17 protein-coding genes and 2 pseudogenes are annotated in these 17,354 nt (G+C 62.3%); 5 read left to right on the top strand and 14 right to left on the bottom strand.

The window, feature by feature from the left end; all coding sequences use genetic code 11:
* Nucleotides 1-59 precede the first annotated feature (59 nt).
* Entirely contained in the window at nt 60-866 is an 807-nt protein-coding gene (gene istA / locus U0023_RS28550) for an IS21 family transposase (RefSeq protein WP_009489120.1), read from the top strand.
* Here the strand turns inward: istA and U0023_RS28545 are convergent.
* The 4 genes and pseudogenes from U0023_RS28545 to U0023_RS28530 all read right to left on the bottom strand — a co-directional run bounded on the left by U0023_RS28545 (nt 837) and on the right by U0023_RS28530 (nt 4,054).
* Nucleotides 837-2,913: pseudogene (locus U0023_RS28545) on the bottom strand (recombinase family protein). The gene istA and the pseudogene U0023_RS28545 overlap by 30 nt on opposite strands.
* Nucleotides 2,906-3,139, bottom strand: a complete 234-nt coding sequence (locus U0023_RS28540; RefSeq protein ID WP_040637903.1) for a hypothetical protein — start codon at nt 3,137-3,139, stop codon at nt 2,906-2,908. Before U0023_RS28540 ends, U0023_RS28545 begins: the two are co-directional and overlap by 8 nt.
* Before the next feature lie 32 nt (nt 3,140-3,171).
* Nucleotides 3,172-3,645 (bottom strand): helix-turn-helix domain-containing protein, encoded by a 474-nt coding sequence (locus tag U0023_RS28535; RefSeq protein ID WP_009489181.1) that lies wholly within the window; start codon nt 3,643-3,645, stop codon nt 3,172-3,174.
* A 169-nt stretch (nt 3,646-3,814) separates the two neighbouring features.
* A complete protein-coding gene (locus U0023_RS28530; protein ID WP_040637888.1) occupies nt 3,815-4,054 on the bottom strand; it encodes a DUF5372 family protein in 240 nt (79 codons plus the stop codon).
* A 74-nt stretch (nt 4,055-4,128) separates the two neighbouring features.
* Here U0023_RS28530 and U0023_RS35950 point away from each other — a divergent pair.
* The 3 genes and pseudogenes from U0023_RS35950 to istB form a co-directional block, all read left to right on the top strand.
* Nucleotides 4,129-4,293 (top strand): annotated as a pseudogene (locus U0023_RS35950) (IS21 family transposase); the annotation flags it as partial.
* A complete protein-coding gene (locus U0023_RS28525; protein WP_456085529.1) occupies nt 4,294-4,902 on the top strand; it encodes a Mu transposase domain-containing protein in 609 nt (202 codons plus the stop codon).
* Nucleotides 4,903-4,915: 13 nt separating this feature from the next.
* Nucleotides 4,916-5,641 carry an IS21-like element helper ATPase IstB gene (gene istB, locus U0023_RS28520; RefSeq protein WP_009489124.1) on the top strand — a complete coding sequence of 242 codons (726 nt, stop codon included), beginning with the start codon at nt 4,916-4,918 and terminating at the stop codon, nt 5,639-5,641.
* A gap of 349 nt (nt 5,642-5,990) precedes the next feature.
* Here the strand turns inward: istB and U0023_RS35730 are convergent, their stop codons facing one another.
* Nucleotides 5,991-6,470, bottom strand: a complete 480-nt coding sequence (locus U0023_RS35730; protein ID WP_083861274.1) for a transposase family protein — start codon at nt 6,468-6,470, stop codon at nt 5,991-5,993.
* 325 nt (nt 6,471-6,795) lie between these two features.
* Between U0023_RS35730 and U0023_RS28515 the strand changes: the two genes are divergently transcribed.
* The gene (locus U0023_RS28515) at nt 6,796-8,169 is read left to right on the top strand and encodes an IS110 family RNA-guided transposase (RefSeq protein ID WP_322883794.1); all 1,374 of its coding nucleotides are present in this window, start codon (nt 6,796-6,798) and stop codon (nt 8,167-8,169) included.
* Between the two features lie 381 nt (nt 8,170-8,550).
* On the opposite strand, the gene cysN is transcribed toward U0023_RS28515, so the two are convergent.
* The 9 genes from cysN to nodC form a co-directional block, all read right to left on the bottom strand.
* Nucleotides 8,551-10,140: a sulfate adenylyltransferase subunit CysN gene (gene cysN, locus U0023_RS28510; RefSeq protein WP_009489126.1), complete on the bottom strand. Its 1,590-nt coding sequence runs from the start codon at nt 10,138-10,140 to the stop codon at nt 8,551-8,553.
* A complete protein-coding gene (cysD, locus tag U0023_RS28505; RefSeq protein WP_245272861.1) occupies nt 10,140-10,991 on the bottom strand; it encodes a sulfate adenylyltransferase subunit CysD in 852 nt (283 codons plus the stop codon). Before cysD ends, cysN begins: the two co-directional genes overlap by 1 nt.
* A 546-nt stretch (nt 10,992-11,537) precedes the next feature.
* A complete protein-coding gene (locus U0023_RS28500; protein WP_009489129.1) occupies nt 11,538-12,320 on the bottom strand; it encodes an adenylyl-sulfate kinase in 783 nt (260 codons plus the stop codon).
* Nucleotides 12,321-12,334: 14 nt separating this feature from the next.
* On the bottom strand, nt 12,335-12,892 hold the full coding sequence (locus U0023_RS28495) for a hypothetical protein (protein ID WP_009489130.1): 558 nt from the start codon (nt 12,890-12,892) through the stop codon (nt 12,335-12,337).
* Nucleotides 12,885-13,259 (bottom strand): hypothetical protein, encoded by a 375-nt coding sequence (locus U0023_RS28490; protein ID WP_040637890.1) that lies wholly within the window; start codon nt 13,257-13,259, stop codon nt 12,885-12,887. Before U0023_RS28490 ends, U0023_RS28495 begins: the two co-directional genes overlap by 8 nt.
* Nucleotides 13,260-13,342: 83 nt before the next feature.
* Nucleotides 13,343-14,089 carry a sulfotransferase gene (locus U0023_RS28485; RefSeq protein WP_009489132.1) on the bottom strand — a complete coding sequence of 249 codons (747 nt, stop codon included), beginning with the start codon at nt 14,087-14,089 and terminating at the stop codon, nt 13,343-13,345.
* Between the two features lie 109 nt (nt 14,090-14,198).
* A complete protein-coding gene (locus tag U0023_RS28480; RefSeq protein ID WP_009489133.1) occupies nt 14,199-14,993 on the bottom strand; it encodes an ABC transporter permease in 795 nt (264 codons plus the stop codon).
* The gene (nodI, locus tag U0023_RS28475; RefSeq protein ID WP_201842514.1) at nt 14,990-15,997 is read right to left on the bottom strand and encodes a nodulation factor ABC transporter ATP-binding protein NodI; all 1,008 of its coding nucleotides are present in this window, start codon (nt 15,995-15,997) and stop codon (nt 14,990-14,992) included. The genes U0023_RS28480 and nodI overlap by 4 nt, the downstream gene beginning before the upstream one ends.
* A gap of 64 nt (nt 15,998-16,061) precedes the next feature.
* Nucleotides 16,062-17,345, bottom strand: coding sequence for a chitooligosaccharide synthase NodC (nodC, locus tag U0023_RS28470; protein WP_009489135.1), 1,284 nt, complete (start codon nt 17,343-17,345; stop codon nt 16,062-16,064).
* Between the last annotated feature and the right edge of the window lie 9 nt (nt 17,346-17,354).

Here is a 17,354-nt window from a genome sequence, read left to right as displayed (position 1 = left end):
CCGCCGGCAGTCCGCAACCCACGGTAATCTTGGCTTTTGCTTTCCAGCCGAGGACCAAGATGCCCACCGAGAGACTGTCGATGCGCCACATCCGTGAAGTCTTACGCCTGCACCACGCTGTCGGGCTCTCCCAGCGCGCCACCGCGGCCAGCCTGGGCCTGGCCCAGGGCACCATCAGCAAATACATCAACCGCGCCCGGCGCGCCGGCCTGACCTGGCCGCTGCCGCCCGAACTCGATGATGATGGCCTGCTGGAGAACCGGCTCTATCCGCCGCCCTCCGACCTGCCCGCCGAGCAGCGCAGCCAGCCCGATTGGGCCCTGGTCCATCGCGAGCTGCGCCGGCCGGGCGTCACCCTCATGCTGCTGTGGGAGGAATACTGCGACAGCACGCCCGAGGCCTTCAGCTATTCCTGGTTCTGCGAGCACTACAAGGACTGGGCGGGCCGGCTCAAACCCACCCTGCGCCAGGTCCATGTTGCCGGCGAGAGGCTGTTCGTCGACTATTCCGGCCACACCATGGAGGTGATCGACGGGCCGACCGGCGAGGTTCGCCCGGTCCAGATCTTTGTCGCCGTGCTCGGGGCGTCGAACTACACCTATGCCGAGGCCAGCTTCACCCAGAGCCTGCCGGACTGGATCGGCTCGCATGGGCGCACCTTCGCCTTCCTGGGCGGCGCCACCCGCCAGACGGTCAGCGACAATCTCAAGGCCGGGATCACCAAGGCCTGCTTCCACGAGCCGATGGTCAATCGCACCTATGCCGACGCAGCGCGCCATTACGGCACCGCCATTGTTCCGGCCCGGCCCTACAAGCCGCGCGACAAAGCGGTTGTTTCATACTGCACCTTGTTCGGATTTCGATGAAGTGATGGGCCCCCGTCGGGCTGGACGCGCGCCTCGCCCGCCGCAGCCCTTGAGGATGGTCTCGTCCGAAGGAACATCCCATAGGCCACGGGCGAGACGGTCACTGTAGCACTTCCGGATGAGACCCTGTCGTCCCCATTGATGGACGGTCGCCTCCGAGACGCCAAACCGTGCGGCCACCTCGCGCGTAGTGAGCATATTGCGACGGCGGAGGCGCTCATAGCGGCTCGGCAGATGATAGGTGCTGCGGATCAGCGCAACTTTCTTGAGGGTGAAGGCCTTCCCCTCCCAGGTGCGGCGTCCTCTCCGGTTGAGGATATCGGCGACTTCGCGATCGCAGTGCTCGTCAAGCAATCCGTCCACCTCGGAGACGATCTCGGGCTTGATCTTGCGGATCTGCGCGATGGGAAGGGGCCGCTCAAGGGTGAGGGTCCGCGTGGCGCCGCCCGGGAGGCGGACATGCGCGGTGATCGTATCGGCTTTGACGAGCGTCACATCCTCAATCAGCAGACGCAGGATACGTTTGCGCTCCCGTGGGTCGATCCGGGGATCATGCCAGACGCGCGGGAACTGCTCGGCGAGATCAAGAATGCGCCGCCGCGCCTCGGCGTCGAGTTCACCGACCTGCTCGCGAGCTTTGCGCTCATACGCCTCGGCTGCTTCGGCGTGAAGCCGCAGCTTGTCGTTCCAGTCTGCCTCCAGGGTGTCGGCAACAAGCCGGTTATTGGGATCGACTTTCATGTAGCGATGACGGGCCAACTCCACGTCATAGGCCATGCGTTCGAGGTGCTGACGACGCAAGTTGTCGGTCTCGGCCGCGCGCTTCAAGTTCCTGCTGCACGGCCAGGGTGACCTCCAGCGTCATCGGGGTCATCAATTCGACGAGAAGCGCGCCAATGGCCGGATCGACGACTTTGCCCGGAATGGTCTGGCACACCGCTCCGCCGCGTCGCACCAGGGTTTCCTGGCAGATGTAAACTGGAACGCTGCATCCATGCTCCTGCTGATAGCGGACGCCCATGCGCGAGCCGCACAGACCGCACAACACACGGCCCTGCAGCAGCGCAGGTCCTTCGCGGGCGGGACCGGACAGGCGCTCCCCGCCAAACGCGCGCGCGTTGTCGGCGAGCCGGAGTTGATTGGCTTCGAAGCATTCCCAGCTGATATAGCCCGGATGCAGGTTCGGGATGACGAACTGCCACTCGGCCCTGGGGACCCGGATTGTCGCGGCCCCTCCCTCAGGCCGATGACGCGTGCGCGTCCGGCCATACACGAAGGCGCCGGCATAGCGCGGGTTATGCAGCACTTGCAGAATGCGGGCGTGCTGCGGCGGGGCCCACAACAGCTCTCCCTTATTCGGCCCCTTGCGCAGCCGGCGCGGGAACAAAAGATTCTGCTCCTGGAAGAAGCGCACCGTGCGCATGGCACTGCCGGTGCGGGCGAAGGTCTCGAACACCAGACGCAAGGCCCCCTGGACCTCCGCGTCGGGGTCGAGGTCGAGACCGCCATCAGGCCGGTAGACCAGACCGACCGGCGGAGCCATTTCGAGCTCGCCGCGCCGGGCCTTGTTGAGCTGACCCCCGCGCATCCGCGCCTTGAGGATATGGAGCTCGGCTTCGCTCATCGTGCCCTTCAGGCCGAGCAAGAGCCTGTCATTAAATTCGGCCGGGTCGTAAATGCCATCCTCATCGAGAATGAGCGTGGCCGTCAGCGCGCACAGCTCGATGAGCCGGTGCCAATCGGCGGAGTTGCGCGCCAGACGCGAGACTTCAAGCCCCATCACGATCCCGGCCTTGCCGAGCGCCACCTCACTGACCAGTTCCTGGAAGCCATCACGGGTTGCGGCGCTGGAGCCGGACTTGCCGAGGTCCCGATCAATGACGCGGATGCGCTCGGCCGGCCAGCCGGCGGCGATGGCGCGACCGCGCAAGCCATATTGGCGCTGCGTGCTCGCACCATGCTCGGCCACCTGACGCAAGGTCGATTGACGGACATACAGATAGGCATCGCGCTTGAGATGATCGGCCGTCACTTTGAGATCAGGCATGGGCGGGGCCCTCCATGAGCGCAACGACGATCCCGGCCAGAAGGCGGGTGAGTTCGCCAGCGGGCGACACGGGCTCGACAACCAGGACAGGCGACCTTGGTGCCGGTCTGGCGGGCACGGGCGACCGAAGGCTTCGCCCCTTGAGCCAGCTTGCCACGCCACGCTGGCGCAGGATGCCAAGGTCCAGACCCCAGACCGGCTCGGCCGACAGGACCGCGGCTCGCAATCTCTCGTAGGTCTCGACGGCGCCGATGCCGATCAGGCCGGATGGGAGCGTTTTTTTTTGCGCGCCAGCGCTCGTTCCAAACTGCGCTTGTGGACCTTGAGACCAAACCGCTCCTGGATCGCGTCGAGACATTGCAGCGTGGTGAGGTCCGGGCTGGCAAGCTTCATCTCGGAGACGAAGGAGACCACCGCGGCCGACAGCTTGTGGCCGTCCTTGGGACCCCGTTGGCCCGGGATAAGACCGGCCAGACCCTGGCTGGCCAGGGCATTCTGGGCTTTGTAGAAGGTCGGGCGCGAGACCCCGAAGGCCGCGGCGACTTCGCTGATGGAGAGACCGTCCATCTGATGCCGACGCACCATCTCGTAACGCACCTGGATGAGATCGCGCGCATCGAAGAACGGGTTGCTGGTGAACAAGGCGTCCTGGACGCCCTCGGGATGGGGATTGAGGGTGCCGTCGCGCGCCAGTGCGGCGCTCTTGAGATCCCGGCGGTTTGGCCTTGCCATGATCAACCTCGCCCGAGAGATGTAAAGTAGAATATGCCACAACGTGACCGTCGTCAAACGCCAGGTTGACGCTACTTCCCTTACACCTGAAGGTCTTTAGCGCGATGCAAGCTCGCGTTGCGGCGCATGGCATGGCGGAATTAGATTTACACATGCGGCATAATCTCCCTTACAACTTGCCGCGCTCCGGGCGCAGCGCGAGCCTGTCCAGGAGGGTGCATAACGCGAGGAGATCGACCGTACGGAAAGCCGCCCGCCCGGCCGCAACACGACGGAACTCGTCCGGTGGATCGAGATCGGTCCACGCTGCCGCAATCGTTCGCAAGACGCCATCAGGACCGCGATAGACGACCCTATCCTCACCCCAGTGGCACCCTCGGCTGACAAGGGCGAGCTTCTGCCCGCTCAGCGGATGGAACGGGTGCGTGATCCATACGGTCTGGGCGGTGATCCCCGTATGACCAGCATTTGACGGCTTAATCCAAAGCCAAGGTCGAGGTCGGCGTTCAGGTGGTCGGGCGCTGGATCCTGGCCCGCCTGCGCAACCGCCGCTTCTTCTCGCTGCCGGCCCTCAACGCGGCCATCCACGATCTGCTGCATGACCTGAACGAGCGCCCCTTGCGCGGGTGGGGCTGCAGCCGGCGCGAGCTGTTCGAGGCGCTCGACCGCCCGGCGCTCCTGCCGCTGCCGGCCGAAGCTTACGAGTATGCCGAGTGGAAGCGCTGCCGGGTCGGTCTCGACTATCACATCGAGATCGGCAAGCATTACTACAGCGTGCCGCACAGCCTCGTGCGCCAGGAGGTCGAGGCGCGGATCACGGCCACCAGCATCGAAGTCTTCTGGCGCGGCAAGCGCGTGGCCTCGCATGTGCGCTCCCATCGTCCGCATCGGCCGACCACGGTGGCCGAACACATGCCGAGCTCGCATCGGCGCTACCGCGACTGGACGCATGAGCGCATCCGCCGCGAGGCGGGCAAGGTCGGGGCCGACGCGGCCACCTTGATCGACGTCATCCTGCGCTCCCGGCCGCATCCCGAGCAGGGCTTCCGCTCGGCGATCGGCATTCTCGGCCTGGTCAAGCGCTATGGGGCCGAGCGGGTCGATGCGGCCTGCGCGCAGGCGCTGGCGATCAACACCCGGTCCTACACCTCGGTGGCCGCCATTCTGAAGAGCGGCACGCCCAAGGCCTCTGAGCCGGCGCAGGACGCGCCGGTTCTCGTCCACGCCAACATCCGTGGCCCCGGCTACTATCACTGATCAGGAGATCCTCATGCTGCTTCATCCCACCGTCGAACGCCTGCGCGCCCTTGGCCTGAGTGCCATGGCCGACACGCTGATCGAGTTGCAGACCAACCCCGACGCGGCGGCCATGCCCCATGCCGACTGGCTCGGTCTTCTGGTCGATCGGGAAGCGACGTTCCGCGACAACCGTCGTCTGGCGCGCCGCCTGAGCGCGGCCAAACTGCGCCAGAACGCCACCATCGAGAATGTCGACTACCGCACCTCACGCGGTCTCGACCGGGCCTTGTTCCAGGCGCTGGCGACCAGCCAGTGGGTGCGCGATCACAATCACCTGGCGATTGTCGGCCCGACCGGGACGGGCAAGAGCTGGCTCGCCTGTGCGCTTGGGCACAAGGCCTGTCGCGACGGCTTCTCGGTTCTGTACCGGCGGGCGCCGCGCCTGTTTGCCGATCTGGCCCAGGCCCGCGGCGAAGGCCGTCTGGCCCGGCTGATGAGTGCCCTGGAGCGCACGGATCTGCTCATCATCGATGACTGGGGCCCGGAGCCGCTCAGCGCCGAGCAGCGCCGGGATCTTCTCGAGATCGTCGACGATCGCTACGACAAGGGCTCGCTGCTGATCACCAGTCAGGTTCCCGTGTCACACTGGCACGATGTGATTGCCGATCCCACGCTCGGCGATGCGATCCTGGATCGCGTCATTCACAATGCGCATCGGATTGAACTCAAGGGCGACAGCCTGCGGCGCCGGGCTTGACCTGACGCCTGTTTCCAGACCACCCTGCAACTGCCGGCGGTACGGACCGCTTCACTCCCGCTCAGCAGACCACCAGGTCAATGCTGACGGTGATCACGATCACTGGAACGAGTGATCACGATCGCGTCGAGCCACCGATCACCATCCCTGGAATGCGCAACCTGGATGACCTTAGTGGCCGTGGCCGCGCCGCGGGCGTACTCACTGGAGCGGTCACGAGCGATGATCCTGATATCGGGGTGGCGCCGGAGCCGGGCCGAGAAGGTGGACGCGGTTCGGTCGGGCAAAAGCTCAATTGGCTTTCGGCGTTCCAGGTTGACCAGAATGGATCCATAGGTGCGCCCCTTCCTTACCGCCCAGTCATCAACGCCGACAATACGCGGCGGCTGGCGCTGGGAAGCGGCTGGTGCCGAACCAGGCGCAGGATTGTGTAGGCACTGGCTGGTATGGCTCCATGCGCGAGGAGCCTGGCACCGGGCTCCCCTCCCAACGCAATGCCGATCCGGCCTTGAGCCTTGTCCAGCCTTAATGTGCGTCGGGCATAAGGCTTGAGAAGACGGGAGAGAGGCTCCGTGAAGGTTTGCTTCGAGCAAGCCTGATTGTGGCAGTAGACACGCCGCACATGGACCTGCAGACGGACCTCGCGTCCGAAGGATGGGAGATCCGCCGGATGCCGGACTGAGGAGCTGTGCACGCTGCCACTGATATGCCGGCATGCAGGGCAGCGGCCATGGGGAGCACGCCCCTCAACTGCAACAACTAGGGCGTTCTGGCCGAAAGGAGTGACGTGACGGATCCGGCAACCGGGAATGAGCGAAAGCGGGTTCATGCGCCGCTCTGTCCCCAGAAATCGGCGGGATCAGGCCACGTTACTGCGACTCATCCACGCAAAGTGCGGGAGAGCCACCAACGCGATACTGCTGGCGAACGGTCGCGAATTTTCAATCCGCCTGTGGCGGGAGAAACAGGGCGCTCTATGATCGGCTGCGGAGGGGAGCGGCCGATGCCCATGTGGTGGTCCCAACCCCGATGGCGAACATGGTCCACGGGCTGCTGCGCACTTGAGAGTGGTGACGCCCAGGCGATCCCGGTTAGGAATGTGATGATCTCGCGCAGCCCCGCCCTCCGTTGATGTCACAAAGGAGGAGCCTGCCATGCCGCGCAAATCGCCGTCCCACCTGCAGCGGGATCTTGCCCCGATCCATCCCCATGCGGCCGCCGTCGACATCGGCGCCCGGATCCATGTGGCAGCCGTCTCGTCCCGCTGCGATCCCGAGCCGGTGCGCACCTTCGGCACCTTCACGGGTGACCTGCAGCGCCTCGCCGACTGGTTTGGGCAGTGCAGGGTCACCACGGTGGCCCTGGAATCGACTGGGGTCTACTGGATCCCGCTCTACGAGATCCTCACCCAACGCGGCTTCGCGGTGGTGGTCGTCAATGCCCGCGAGGTCAAGCAGGTGCCGGGCCGCAAGACGGACGTGTGCGACGCCCAGTGGTTGCAGCGCCTGCATGAGTACGGGCTCCTGCGGGCCAGCTTCCAGCCGCAAGGCGAGATCGCCACCCTGCGCTCTTATCTGCGCCAGCGTGAGCGCCTCCTGGAAGCTGCCGCTGCCCACATCCAGCACATGCAGAAGGCGCTGACCCAGATGAACCTGCAGCTCCATCACGTGGTGGCCGACATCACCGGCCAGACGGGGCTGCGCATCATTCGGGCCCTGGTGGCAGGCGAGCGTGATCCCGACCGCCTGGCCGCCTTGCGCGACGGGCGCTGCAAGACCCCGCTCGCGACCCTGCGCGCCGCGCTGGTCGGCAACGACCGGGAGGAGCACATCTTCGCCCTGGCCCAGGCGCTCGAACTGTATGAGGTCTACCAGACCAAGGTGGCCGCCTGCGACGAGCGCATCGCGGCCGTGCTGGAGCGCCTGAAGGCGGCCAGCCCGCCCCCGGCGGTGCCGCTGCCGCCGCCCCGCCGCGCGCAGCCGCAGGCCCATGAGCCGGCCGTGCCGGTGCGCGCGGCCCTGCATGCGATCCTCGGGGTCGACCTGACCCAGATCGATGGGATCGGACCCTACCTGGCGCTCAAGCTCGTCAGCGAGTGCGGCCCGGATCTCGCGGCCTGGCCGAGCGCCCAGCACTTCACCTCCTGGCTGGGTCTCGCGCCGCACAACAAGATCTCTGGGGGCAAGGTGCTGTCGAGCCGCACGCGCCGCTCCGGCAGTCGGGTCGCGGCACTGTTGCGGCTGGCCGCGGGCGCGATCGGGCGCACCCAGACAGCGCTGGGCGCCTTCTACCGGCGGCTGGCCGCGCGGGTCGGCAAGGTCAAGGCGATCACGGCGACAGCGCGCAAGATCGCGGTGCTGATCTACAACACGCTCCGTCACGGCATGGCCTACGCCGATCCGGGGGCGGCGTACTACGAGGAACGCTATCGGCAGCGGGTGCTGAGCAATCTTCGCCGCCGCGCCAAGTCGCTCGGCTACGTCCTGGAAAAGGCAGAGCTCGCCTCAACCGAACTCGTTGTTTCTTAGGAATTCGCTTTGGAGCTTCCGAGGCGGCTGCCAAGCTTCCAGAGCGGACCACCGGCGCTCTGCATTCGAGCGCTGCAGATCAGCTCTCTGGCTGCGAATGAAGCGGCAACATGCAATTCGCCAGCAGTATCCAACGCGAGGGAAGATCAACGTGTCAGAAAGAGCGCCTCAGAGATCTCACTGAACACGATCCGCAGAATTCTCTCATGGACAAGGCGGGTCCGCGGATGCAGAGGCCAACTTCGGCATAAACGTTCACTGATTGTTCGTCCTTTAAACTGATTTCGCCTCTTTCACGCGACTGTTCAAGAGACAGCTGATGCTGGGAACAGGGTCTGGACTTGCCTGGCGCACTCCGGAAGACGGCCCAGGCCGCGGTCGCTACCGTGGCCCGTCACCGCTGCGGATCAGCCCAAACATGATCCGGTCCCAGAGACGCTCATGCCCATAGTAGAGTACGAGCTTTGTTAAAACCTCCGTGGCTCCGATCGCTGCCGACAGGCGGACATTCTGCGTAAAGAAGAATGCGACGACCATTGTGTCAAGTGAGCCTGTGATCCGCCATGAGATTGCCTTGAGCACACTTCGCCAAGGTCTTTCGCTGGGGGGCTTGAGCCAAGTTTTCTGTGCCCTGCTCTGATCGACCTCCGTCTGGTCCTGAGAACTATGGCCTAATCCACTCACTAGGCCAATCGCAACCGTGTCGAAGCTCTCCCTATTGATGAGGATGAATCCGCCCGTGCAGCGGCTCTCCGCATAGGTATCGAATGCAACTGGATAATCGGCTGTGAGAATGACGTCCCCAATGTCGTTCGCTCCCAAGGAGGAAACATTCACAGGTGTGAGTGTCGCAAGATCGATCTTCTGGCGAACCGCGATCACTGTGACGGGAACCGTTTGCGTCCCAAGCTTCAGGAGAAATTGGTCGCCTTCCTTCAGATGTTCTCTTGCCATCCAGAACAGGCGGGCATCGATCCTGTCGGAGACATGCGGAGCCTGCTCAACGGAAGCAATGATATCGCCCCGGGAGACATCAACTTCATCGGACAAGATAAGCGTAACGGACTGCCCGGCAACTGCCTCATCCAGATTTCCGTCAAATGTCACGATCCCTGCAACGGTGGACTCAAGGCCGGAGGGCACCACCCGCACCCGCTCTCCAACCCTGATCACGCTGCTCGTTATCAGACCCGCGAAGCCCCGAAAGTCCGGGTTCGGCCGGTTGACCCATTGAACCGGCAAGCGAAACGGCTCGGCTCCGCCCCTAGGCACTACCTCCACCGTCTCAAGATAAGACAGAAGCGTCGGGCCCTGATACCAAGCGGCCTGCGGTGGCGGCCTAACGATGTTGTCGCCATGCAAGGCGGACAATGGAACCGCAGTCACGCGTTCAAAGCCGAGGTTGCCCGAGAAGATATGGAACGCCGCCACTATCTCATTGAACTTCGCCTCCGACCAGTTCACGAGATCCATCTTGTTGATGGCCAAGGCAATGTGCCGGGTCCCGAGCATGGATACGAGCAGAGCATGTCGACGGGTCTGCCGCGTGATCCCTTTGCGTGCATCGATGAGAAGGATGGCCACATCGGCCGTCGAGGCGCCCGTCGCCATGTTCCTCGTATATTGTTCATGGCCCGGCGTATCGGCGACGATGAAGGTCCGCCGATCCGTCGAAAAGAACCGGTAGGCAACATCGATCGTAATCCCCTGCTCGCGCTCACTGGCAAGCCCGTCGACCAGGAGCGAGAAGTCGATCTCTCCTCCTTGGGTTCCGTGCTTGCGTGAATCGCGCTCGAGCGTGGCGAGCTGATCGTCGAACAGGCGCTTGGACTCGTACAACAGGCGGCCGATCAGCGTGGACTTGCCGTCGTCGACGGAGCCGCAGGTGATGAAGCGAAGCAAGCTCTTGCGCTCTTGGGCCGCGAGGTAATCCTCCAGCTCGAAACTCTCAGGTGCGCGATGAACCGTCATCAGAAGTAGCCCTCTTGCTTCTTGCGTTCCATGGACGCTGCCGTGTCCTTATCGATCGCGCGCCCATTTCGCTCGGACGTGCGCGCCTCGAGCGTTTCGCGAATAATGTCCGGGAGCGTGGCTGCCGTGCTCTCTACCGCACCGGTCAGGGGATAGCAGCCGAGCGTTCTGAACCGGACAGATCGGAGCTGTGGCTGCTCGCCAGGATGGAGCGGCAGCCTGTCATCATCCACCATGATGAGCATGCCGTCCCGCTCCACGACCGGTCGCTCAGCCGCGAAGTAGAGCGGCACGATGGGGATGTTCTCACGGTGGATGTAGAGCCAAATGTCGAGTTCGGTCCAGTTGGAGAGTGGAAAGACGCGCAGGCTCTCACCCCAGCGCTTGCGGCCGTTATAGAGCTGCCAGGGCTCCGGGCGCTGACGCTTGGGATCCCAGCAGTGATGCGCATTACGCAGTGAGAAGACACGTTCCTTCGCCCGTGACTTCTCCTCGTCGCGGCGGGCGCCGCCGAAAGCCGCGTCGAAGCCGTAGCGCTCGAGCGCCTGCTTGAGCGCCTGGGTCTTCATGACGTCGGTATGGACCTCGGAGCCGTGGCTGATCGGACCGACATTGCGGGCCAGTCCATCGGGATTGGTGTGCACCAACAGATCGAGCCCGAGTTCGCGCGCTCTCCGGTCCCGGAATGCGATCATCTCGCGAAACTTCCAGGTCGTGTCCACGTGAAGCAGAGGGAATGGAGGCTTCGCCGGATAAAACGCCTTCAACGCCAGATGCAGCAGAACTGACGAGTCCTTGCCGATCGAATATAGCATGACCGGGTTGTCGCTTTCGGCAACCGCCTCGCGCATGATGTAGATGCTCTCCGCCTCAAGGCGGTCGAGATGGGTCAACACGGACCGAAGCAGGTTACTGTCGGGGATGTGCCTTTGGGAATGAATCTGGTCTGCGTGTCGCACAGCTCCCTCACGCCCGCTGATCATGGGACTGCTCCTAAACTCTTTGGGTCGGCACAAGGTGCACGCCGCATTCATTCTTAGCTTCCTCCCACCGCCAACCCGTGCATACATTTCATCGACCCGCCAGGAGCTAGACCGATGGCCCTGATACCGGCGGGCCCACGCCTCGACTTCCGGGGCAAGCGCTTCATCCAACGAAAAATCGCAGATGGGTCGACCTCGGTACCAAGCTGTTGCATCATCTTGGCGGGATCACGAACGCTGATGCCGTACTTGCAGGACCAGCGCTGGGCCGATATCCCGGCTTGTCCCGGCCCTGTCGCGCCCGCCTCCACCGCCGATTAGTAGGGTCCACTCGCGCGTCGTCTCAACAATCCCAAGAAGGCATGAACCTTGCTGCACCACCTGTTTCTGTAGGGAGCCTTGACTGCCGGACTCCTAGGAAGTTGCTTGGCTCAAACGGTTCTGAACCGCGGTCGGCGAGACGGCTTGGATGGCGTCGCCCAGCACAATCTGCTCCACCTCATAACCCAGATCCAGGCCGTGAAAAACCTTCGTGATGTTCGGCGCCTGCACCACGACATAACGCCCGTAGAAGTCGCGCAGCCTTGCCTCAATGCGGGCCTTGACATCCTCGAAGGCGAAGCGATTTGCGTCGTCCAGATCGTGTGTATTACGAACGGCGATGCAGGCCTGACCGACGCGGCGGATGCCCTCAGCTATGAGTGCACGGTGGCTCTCATGAAACGGCTGGTAGCGGCCGAGAAAGAGAGCCGTAGGCTTCTGTGGGTCGAAGACCGGCAGCAGCATTTGCCGGATGCGTTCCGCCCAATATTCTGGTGCGCCCTCTACACCGACAGCGACGTCGCAAGTTTCCGGCGGTTCGAAGAGCGCATTGGTGTCCTCGAAGCGGCCGGTTTGGACGCGCCGCATCCAGACCACGAAGGCCGGTCCGTCATCCATGAACGCGCGTCTCGTCGCGGGCGTCGGGCAGACGAAGTCCGCGATAGCAAAGGCGCCTGTCTTGACGACCTGATCGCACAGCCAGCCCATACGGCGCGCGTGCTCGAGCCGATCCTCAGGGCCAAAACCCAGGTCCTTGTTGATTTCACGGCGCACGTCATCGGCGTTGAAGTGAACGGCGTTAAGCAGCGGCGCAAGGAGTTTCGCCAGTGTGGTCTTTCCAGCGCCGGGTAGGCCCATAATCAGAATTTTCTTCACGTAAACTTCCCCCTCTAACGAGTGGATAAACGACTATAGTGCGCTGTCACGTCCAAGCCGCCGGTGATTTGGCCTAAAGCAGGGACGCGCGCGAGGATTATGCAATAAACTTTGGTAACTTGGAGGACGTGTGAACCACTCTGAGGCTGTGGCGCGGCGGCGAAGACTGCGTAGCGGACGGTGCTGCCGGCTCCCGAGGTTACATAATACCAGCGGTAATCGCCGCTCAGGCTGATGTATCTCCAGCCAAGCGCGCCGATATCCATTAGAATGTCGTCTGGAACATTCATCTCTCGGGATCGCAGATGCTCCACCGGTCGAGCCTCGCCAACCATGCGGGGGTGCGTCGACAGGATAGCCAGAAAGCGATCCACTTCGCCGTCGCGGGACTCAATTATGTTCGCGACTTCGTCGGCCTTGCCGCAGCCGCCCCAGTCTCGCTCCGCGAGTTCCAGGATTTCCGTTTTTCCAGCCTGCGCGAGGCACGGATAGGCGTTGACGCTGATTTCGATCGCGCGATCGTCGGGAAGGGCTCGAGCGCTGAACTTTGGCATGTTGCTGACATCAGACATCGGCATTAATCCCTTCGCTGATCTTGCAGATTTCATCGATGCCGACCTGACCAAGCAGGCCGTCGTCGTTAGCAGCAGAGGCAGCCGATGAGGCGACGTCCTGGACAGCCTCGTCAAGGCTGCTGTCAGGTCGCCCATGTGACTCGGCAAGCCGCGAGAGTTTCTTAGTGGAAATGGGTATTGGTGCCCCATTCTTGTGTGCAATGGGATGAAGGATTTCAGGCGGCGTCTTCGTAGAGAGGCCATTGAAAGCGAAATCGTCCGCCGTTACGAGTATCCCAAAGCTGTTGAGCTCACCGACGAAGCGGCTGATGCCGCCGATGATATCGTCCGAAACCGGGATGAGGTACGGGGTCTCGGAGACCACGGCCCGCGCCGGGCCGGGGTTGACACGATTTTCTTTCGTGCCTCGTCGATATCGAGAAGGTCGATAGTGGGTGCGAAGGCTAGTCACGCGTCGCCAACCTCAAAGAATCTCGCGTAAGGTCCGTCTGCGAAGTGCAGCCGCAACTGATGATAATTCTGTACCGTTTGGTCCAGTGGTCGCGTTTCCTGGCGCTGAAGGATCGCGCGCCCGGGAAGCTGAAGCGCTGGAACCCCCAGGAAATCCCAAATCGCTGCCACGCATGCGGCGGGTTGGCGAAGAAGGCTCTCATACTCAATCATAAGCATGTTGGTTGCCGCGAAGGAGTCCGCGACCCGAGCGTGAAAAGCGTCCGCGGTCTCGAAGTAGGCCGCGCACTCTGTGATTGACAGTCTGACGCGCGGTGGCGGAGCCGCATTGCTGTCCGAGCTGAACTTCAGCCACTTGCCGCTTTGCCTTGCCTGCACCAGCGACCGTAGCGATTCTAATGGGTTTCTGCGAACCACGAGGATGACCTTCAGGTCTGGCCAACCGGCCAGCTCAGCAAAAAAGCCCGGACGGTCGTGAAACTGAGGTTCGTTGATCTTACAGCCGATACGCGTCACCTTCTTGTCGCTCCGCGTGGGATAGCCCAGGTAGGCAAGCTCTAGGAGTTCCCGATCGCTGCGTATCAGGCGATCCTTATCGGGCCAATTTGAGTCATACGTATTGAGCAACTCACCGTTGCTCAGTACGTTCGGATGCTCGTTGAGCAATGCTTCCAGATAGTGCGTGCCAGTCCTTGGCATCGCAAGAACTGCAAATGGCTCAGGCGTCGGTGTGGGGTAGGTCATCGTATGTACTTCCAGCTATCATCGGGTGCGAAGGTTCGGATGGGGCCAGCACTAGAATCCACGCTGTTATCTCTCCGCCGGCTCGTTCTTGTAGTGGTCGAAAGTGACGTCAACGCATCAGGCGTCGACAAAGCAGCGCTGTCGACAGGAAGAACGGCAGTATTATGTACATGCAAAGTGCGCTGATATGCAGGCCGACACTGCCGGCCGGGCGGCCGAGCATCGCCGGACGGATCAGCTCAATCGAATGTGCTAGCGGCAAGAAGTGCCCTACATGCTGAAAAGCGGTGGGCAGTTGGGCGACCGGGAAAACCGCGCCACATAGGAACAGCATCGGTGTGAGGACGAGCGTCTGGTAAAACACGAAATAGTCGTAACTGGGCGCCAGCGCCGCGACGACCATCGCCAAGCTCGCGAAGGCGAAACCAGTGAGGATAACGACTGGTAGTGCATAGAGGGCGGATGGCCACGCTGCATAGCCCAGAGCTGCGGCAACAAACATAATTGCCGTTCCAGCCAGGACGGCTTTGGTCGCTGCCCACGCCAACTCACCCAGAACAATATCGCCGAGCGTGAGCTGTGTGTGCAGGATTGCCTCCCACGTGCGCTGAGCGTTCATTCGGGCGAAAGCGGCATAAATCGTTTCAGAGGTCGCGGAAGTCATCGCGCTTGTCGCAACCATGCCGCCGGTCAGAAACGCGATGTATGAGGTGCCGTCAACCCTACCTACCATTATTCCCAAACCAAAGCCGAGGCCAAACAAATAGATCATAGGCTCGGCGAGGCTGCCAAGAACCGATGCAAGCGCGACTTTCCTCCATGCAAGACCGTTGCGGCGCCATACCGCGGCCCAGTTCCATGCGTTAGCTGGCAGACCCGCCGAAAAACCTTTGCCTATATTCATTTCCCTATCTCACGCCCAGTCAGTCCCAAAAAGACATCCTCCAGATTTGGGGGACGCTGCAGAAGCCGCAGACCCGCGCGCCCGCGCAGTTGCACGCACACCTGCTCCGGATCGGACGCATAACAAAAGAGCGTCTCGCCGCTTACCTCAATGCGCTGCGCGTAGGGCCTGATTAGCGCACGCAGCTCATGCGGATTGCCACCGTAGATCTCAATCACTTGGCACCCGATCTGCTCGTCGATCAGCGCATGAGGTCGGCCTTGGGCGATCTTACGCCCTCCCTCGAGCACGCACAGCCGATCGCACAAGCGCTCGGCCTCTTCCATGAAGTGGGTCGTCAGGAGGATCGTCTTGCCCCGCGCCAACAGCGACCGCAGGCGCTCCCAGACCAAGCGGCGCGCGTGCGGGTCGAGCCCAGTGGTCGGCTCATCCATCACCAACAGCTGCGGGTCGTTGACCAGCGCTCGCGCCAGCGTCAGGCGCCGCTTCATGCCGCCGGATAACTCCGTGACCCGTGCATCTGCTTTGCTCTCAAGACAGGCGAACTCAAGGAGCGATGGGATGACCGCTTCGACCTCGCGCGTGCTCATGCTGAAGTAGCGCCCGAACACCCACAGATTCTCGCGTACGGTCAGTTCCAAGTCAAGGTTATCGAATTGCGGAACCACGCCGATGCGCTCGCGTGCCAAACGAGCGCGTGCCGGAACCGGCACGCCGAGCACCGTGATCGTACCCGCGTCAGGCGTTGTCATTCCGAGGACCATACGCGTAATCGTGCTTTTCCCTGCGCCGTTTGGTCCCAGCAGGCCGAAGCACTCTCCCGGCGCAACGGTGAACGACAGCCCGTCGACAGCGATTTTGTCGCCATATGATTTCATTACACCGGCAAAATCGATTGCCACGGTTGACATAGAGTCAGGTAGGGAACCTTTTGCGCTTATGATTGTACGAGGTTCCCGTTCGAGCGAATTGGGCTCGAGCCTGTAAGGATCCTCTGTAGCCAAATCCCGATTCAGCAACTGACTTTTCCTGTCCTGTCTCAAAACTCGTCCGCCTGCGCTAAGTCGGCTATCGCTCGTCGCTGCAAGTGCCGTCAGATGCCACCAACTTTGGTCTTTGGATAGCGCCCAGTTTTCTACTGCTGTTTGGAACGTTGGCCGCGGGGCCACGCGACAGCCAATCGCTATTGCTCAATGTACACAAGGCATAGGCTTTCAGGGGGAGTAAGAGAAGAATATTGATGATTGCGTGCAGCGAGAAGCCGAGAAATCGAAGCTGGCCAGCACGAAACGCTGCCACGCTGCAGCGTGTTATTATCATGGACACGATCATCAGGACTGTCCACGAAGGCACTTCGGCTGTCAGTGCGAGCTGCCCAAGTCCGGTGAGTACCGCTAGCGCGAGAAGGAGTGGGCCGAGATTCTGTCCGACCACGTCCAGCGTGAGGTAACGATCGAGACTGGGCAGCAGGCGCAACGCAAGCAAAGTGTCACGGAACGTGCTCCGTGCCCAGCGGAGTTGCTGGCGCAGATACGACCCCAGGCTGTCCGGAACGACGGTTGCCGCGATGGCATCCGGAACGTACTCGGTGCGAAAGCCTGCCTTCAGCATAAGGATCGTGAGGTGGCGATCCTCACCGAAGTCGCTTGGCTTGCCCCGGAACAGCTGCGTCTCGTACTGATCTAGCAGCAAAAGAAGTGCAGACCGGCGGTACATAGCACAAGGGCCGCAGCAACACATAACAGCGCCGAAGCGGGCCTGCGCTGCGCGTTCCTCATTGCAGGCAAGCCAGTACTCCATGTCGATTAGCCGCGTCAGCCAAGTGTCGCTTCGGTTGCTGGCTGTCAATTGGCCCATGGCTGCACCGATCGATAGGTTCTGCATCTTCGATGCAAGCTTTGTGACGACGTCGCGTGCGAGGGTCGTGTCCGAGTCAACGTTGAGCACCAAGCCTCCGGATGAGCGGCGTATCGCCGCGATCTGCGCCTTGCGCTTTCCAACGTTCTCGCGGAGCAGAATGAAATGGAACCTCGAGTCGCGCGCGTAGGTGTCGTGTACAGGTTCCACGGCGTTGCGGTTCCTAGAACCGTCATCGACCACATAGACCCGCAGCTCTCCCGCATAATCCTGGTCGGCAACCGAAGCGAGGCATGCCGAGAGCGTGCTTGGGTCTTCGTTGAAGCAGGGGATGATGACATCCACGCTCGGCAGAGGGTCGGAGCCGGCCGGGTCGTCCGACGCCAGTGGGCCGTTTGTCGGCACAGCATAAGCCACCTGCATGCCTTTATAAGCGGTCGAGAGCAGTGCGTAGCAGGAGATGGCGACAGTGCTGGTTGTGGCAAGCAGGTTCATAGGATGTCG

Origin of the sequence: Microvirga lotononidis, from assembly GCF_034627025.1 — a bacterium.
Taxonomy (GTDB): domain Bacteria; phylum Pseudomonadota; class Alphaproteobacteria; order Rhizobiales; family Beijerinckiaceae; genus Microvirga; species Microvirga lotononidis.
The sequence above is the reverse complement of the archived record's forward strand: the minus strand, read 5'-3'. Positions and strand labels throughout refer to the sequence as shown.

Coding starts and splice junctions, on each gene's coding strand:
- istA (WP_009489120.1), top strand. CDS start 60: ATGCCCACCGAGAGACTGTCGATGCGCCACATCCGTGAAGTCTTACGC.
- U0023_RS28535 (WP_009489181.1), bottom strand. CDS start 3,645: ATGGCAAGGCCAAACCGCCGGGATCTCAAGAGCGCCGCACTGGCGCGC.
- istB (WP_009489124.1), top strand. CDS start 4,916: ATGCTGCTTCATCCCACCGTCGAACGCCTGCGCGCCCTTGGCCTGAGT.
- U0023_RS35730 (WP_083861274.1), bottom strand. CDS start 6,470: ATGAACCCGCTTTCGCTCATTCCCGGTTGCCGGATCCGTCACGTCACT.
- U0023_RS28515 (WP_322883794.1), top strand. CDS start 6,796: ATGCCGCGCAAATCGCCGTCCCACCTGCAGCGGGATCTTGCCCCGATC.
- cysN (WP_009489126.1), bottom strand. CDS start 10,140: ATGACGGTTCATCGCGCACCTGAGAGTTTCGAGCTGGAGGATTACCTC.
- cysD (WP_245272861.1), bottom strand. CDS start 10,991: ATGCGCGAGGCGGTTGCCGAAAGCGACAACCCGGTCATGCTATATTCG.
- U0023_RS28495 (WP_009489130.1), bottom strand. CDS start 12,892: ATGTCTGATGTCAGCAACATGCCAAAGTTCAGCGCTCGAGCCCTTCCC.
- U0023_RS28485 (WP_009489132.1), bottom strand. CDS start 14,089: ATGACCTACCCCACACCGACGCCTGAGCCATTTGCAGTTCTTGCGATG.
- U0023_RS28480 (WP_009489133.1), bottom strand. CDS start 14,993: ATGAATATAGGCAAAGGTTTTTCGGCGGGTCTGCCAGCTAACGCATGG.
- nodC (WP_009489135.1), bottom strand. CDS start 17,345: ATGAACCTGCTTGCCACAACCAGCACTGTCGCCATCTCCTGCTACGCA.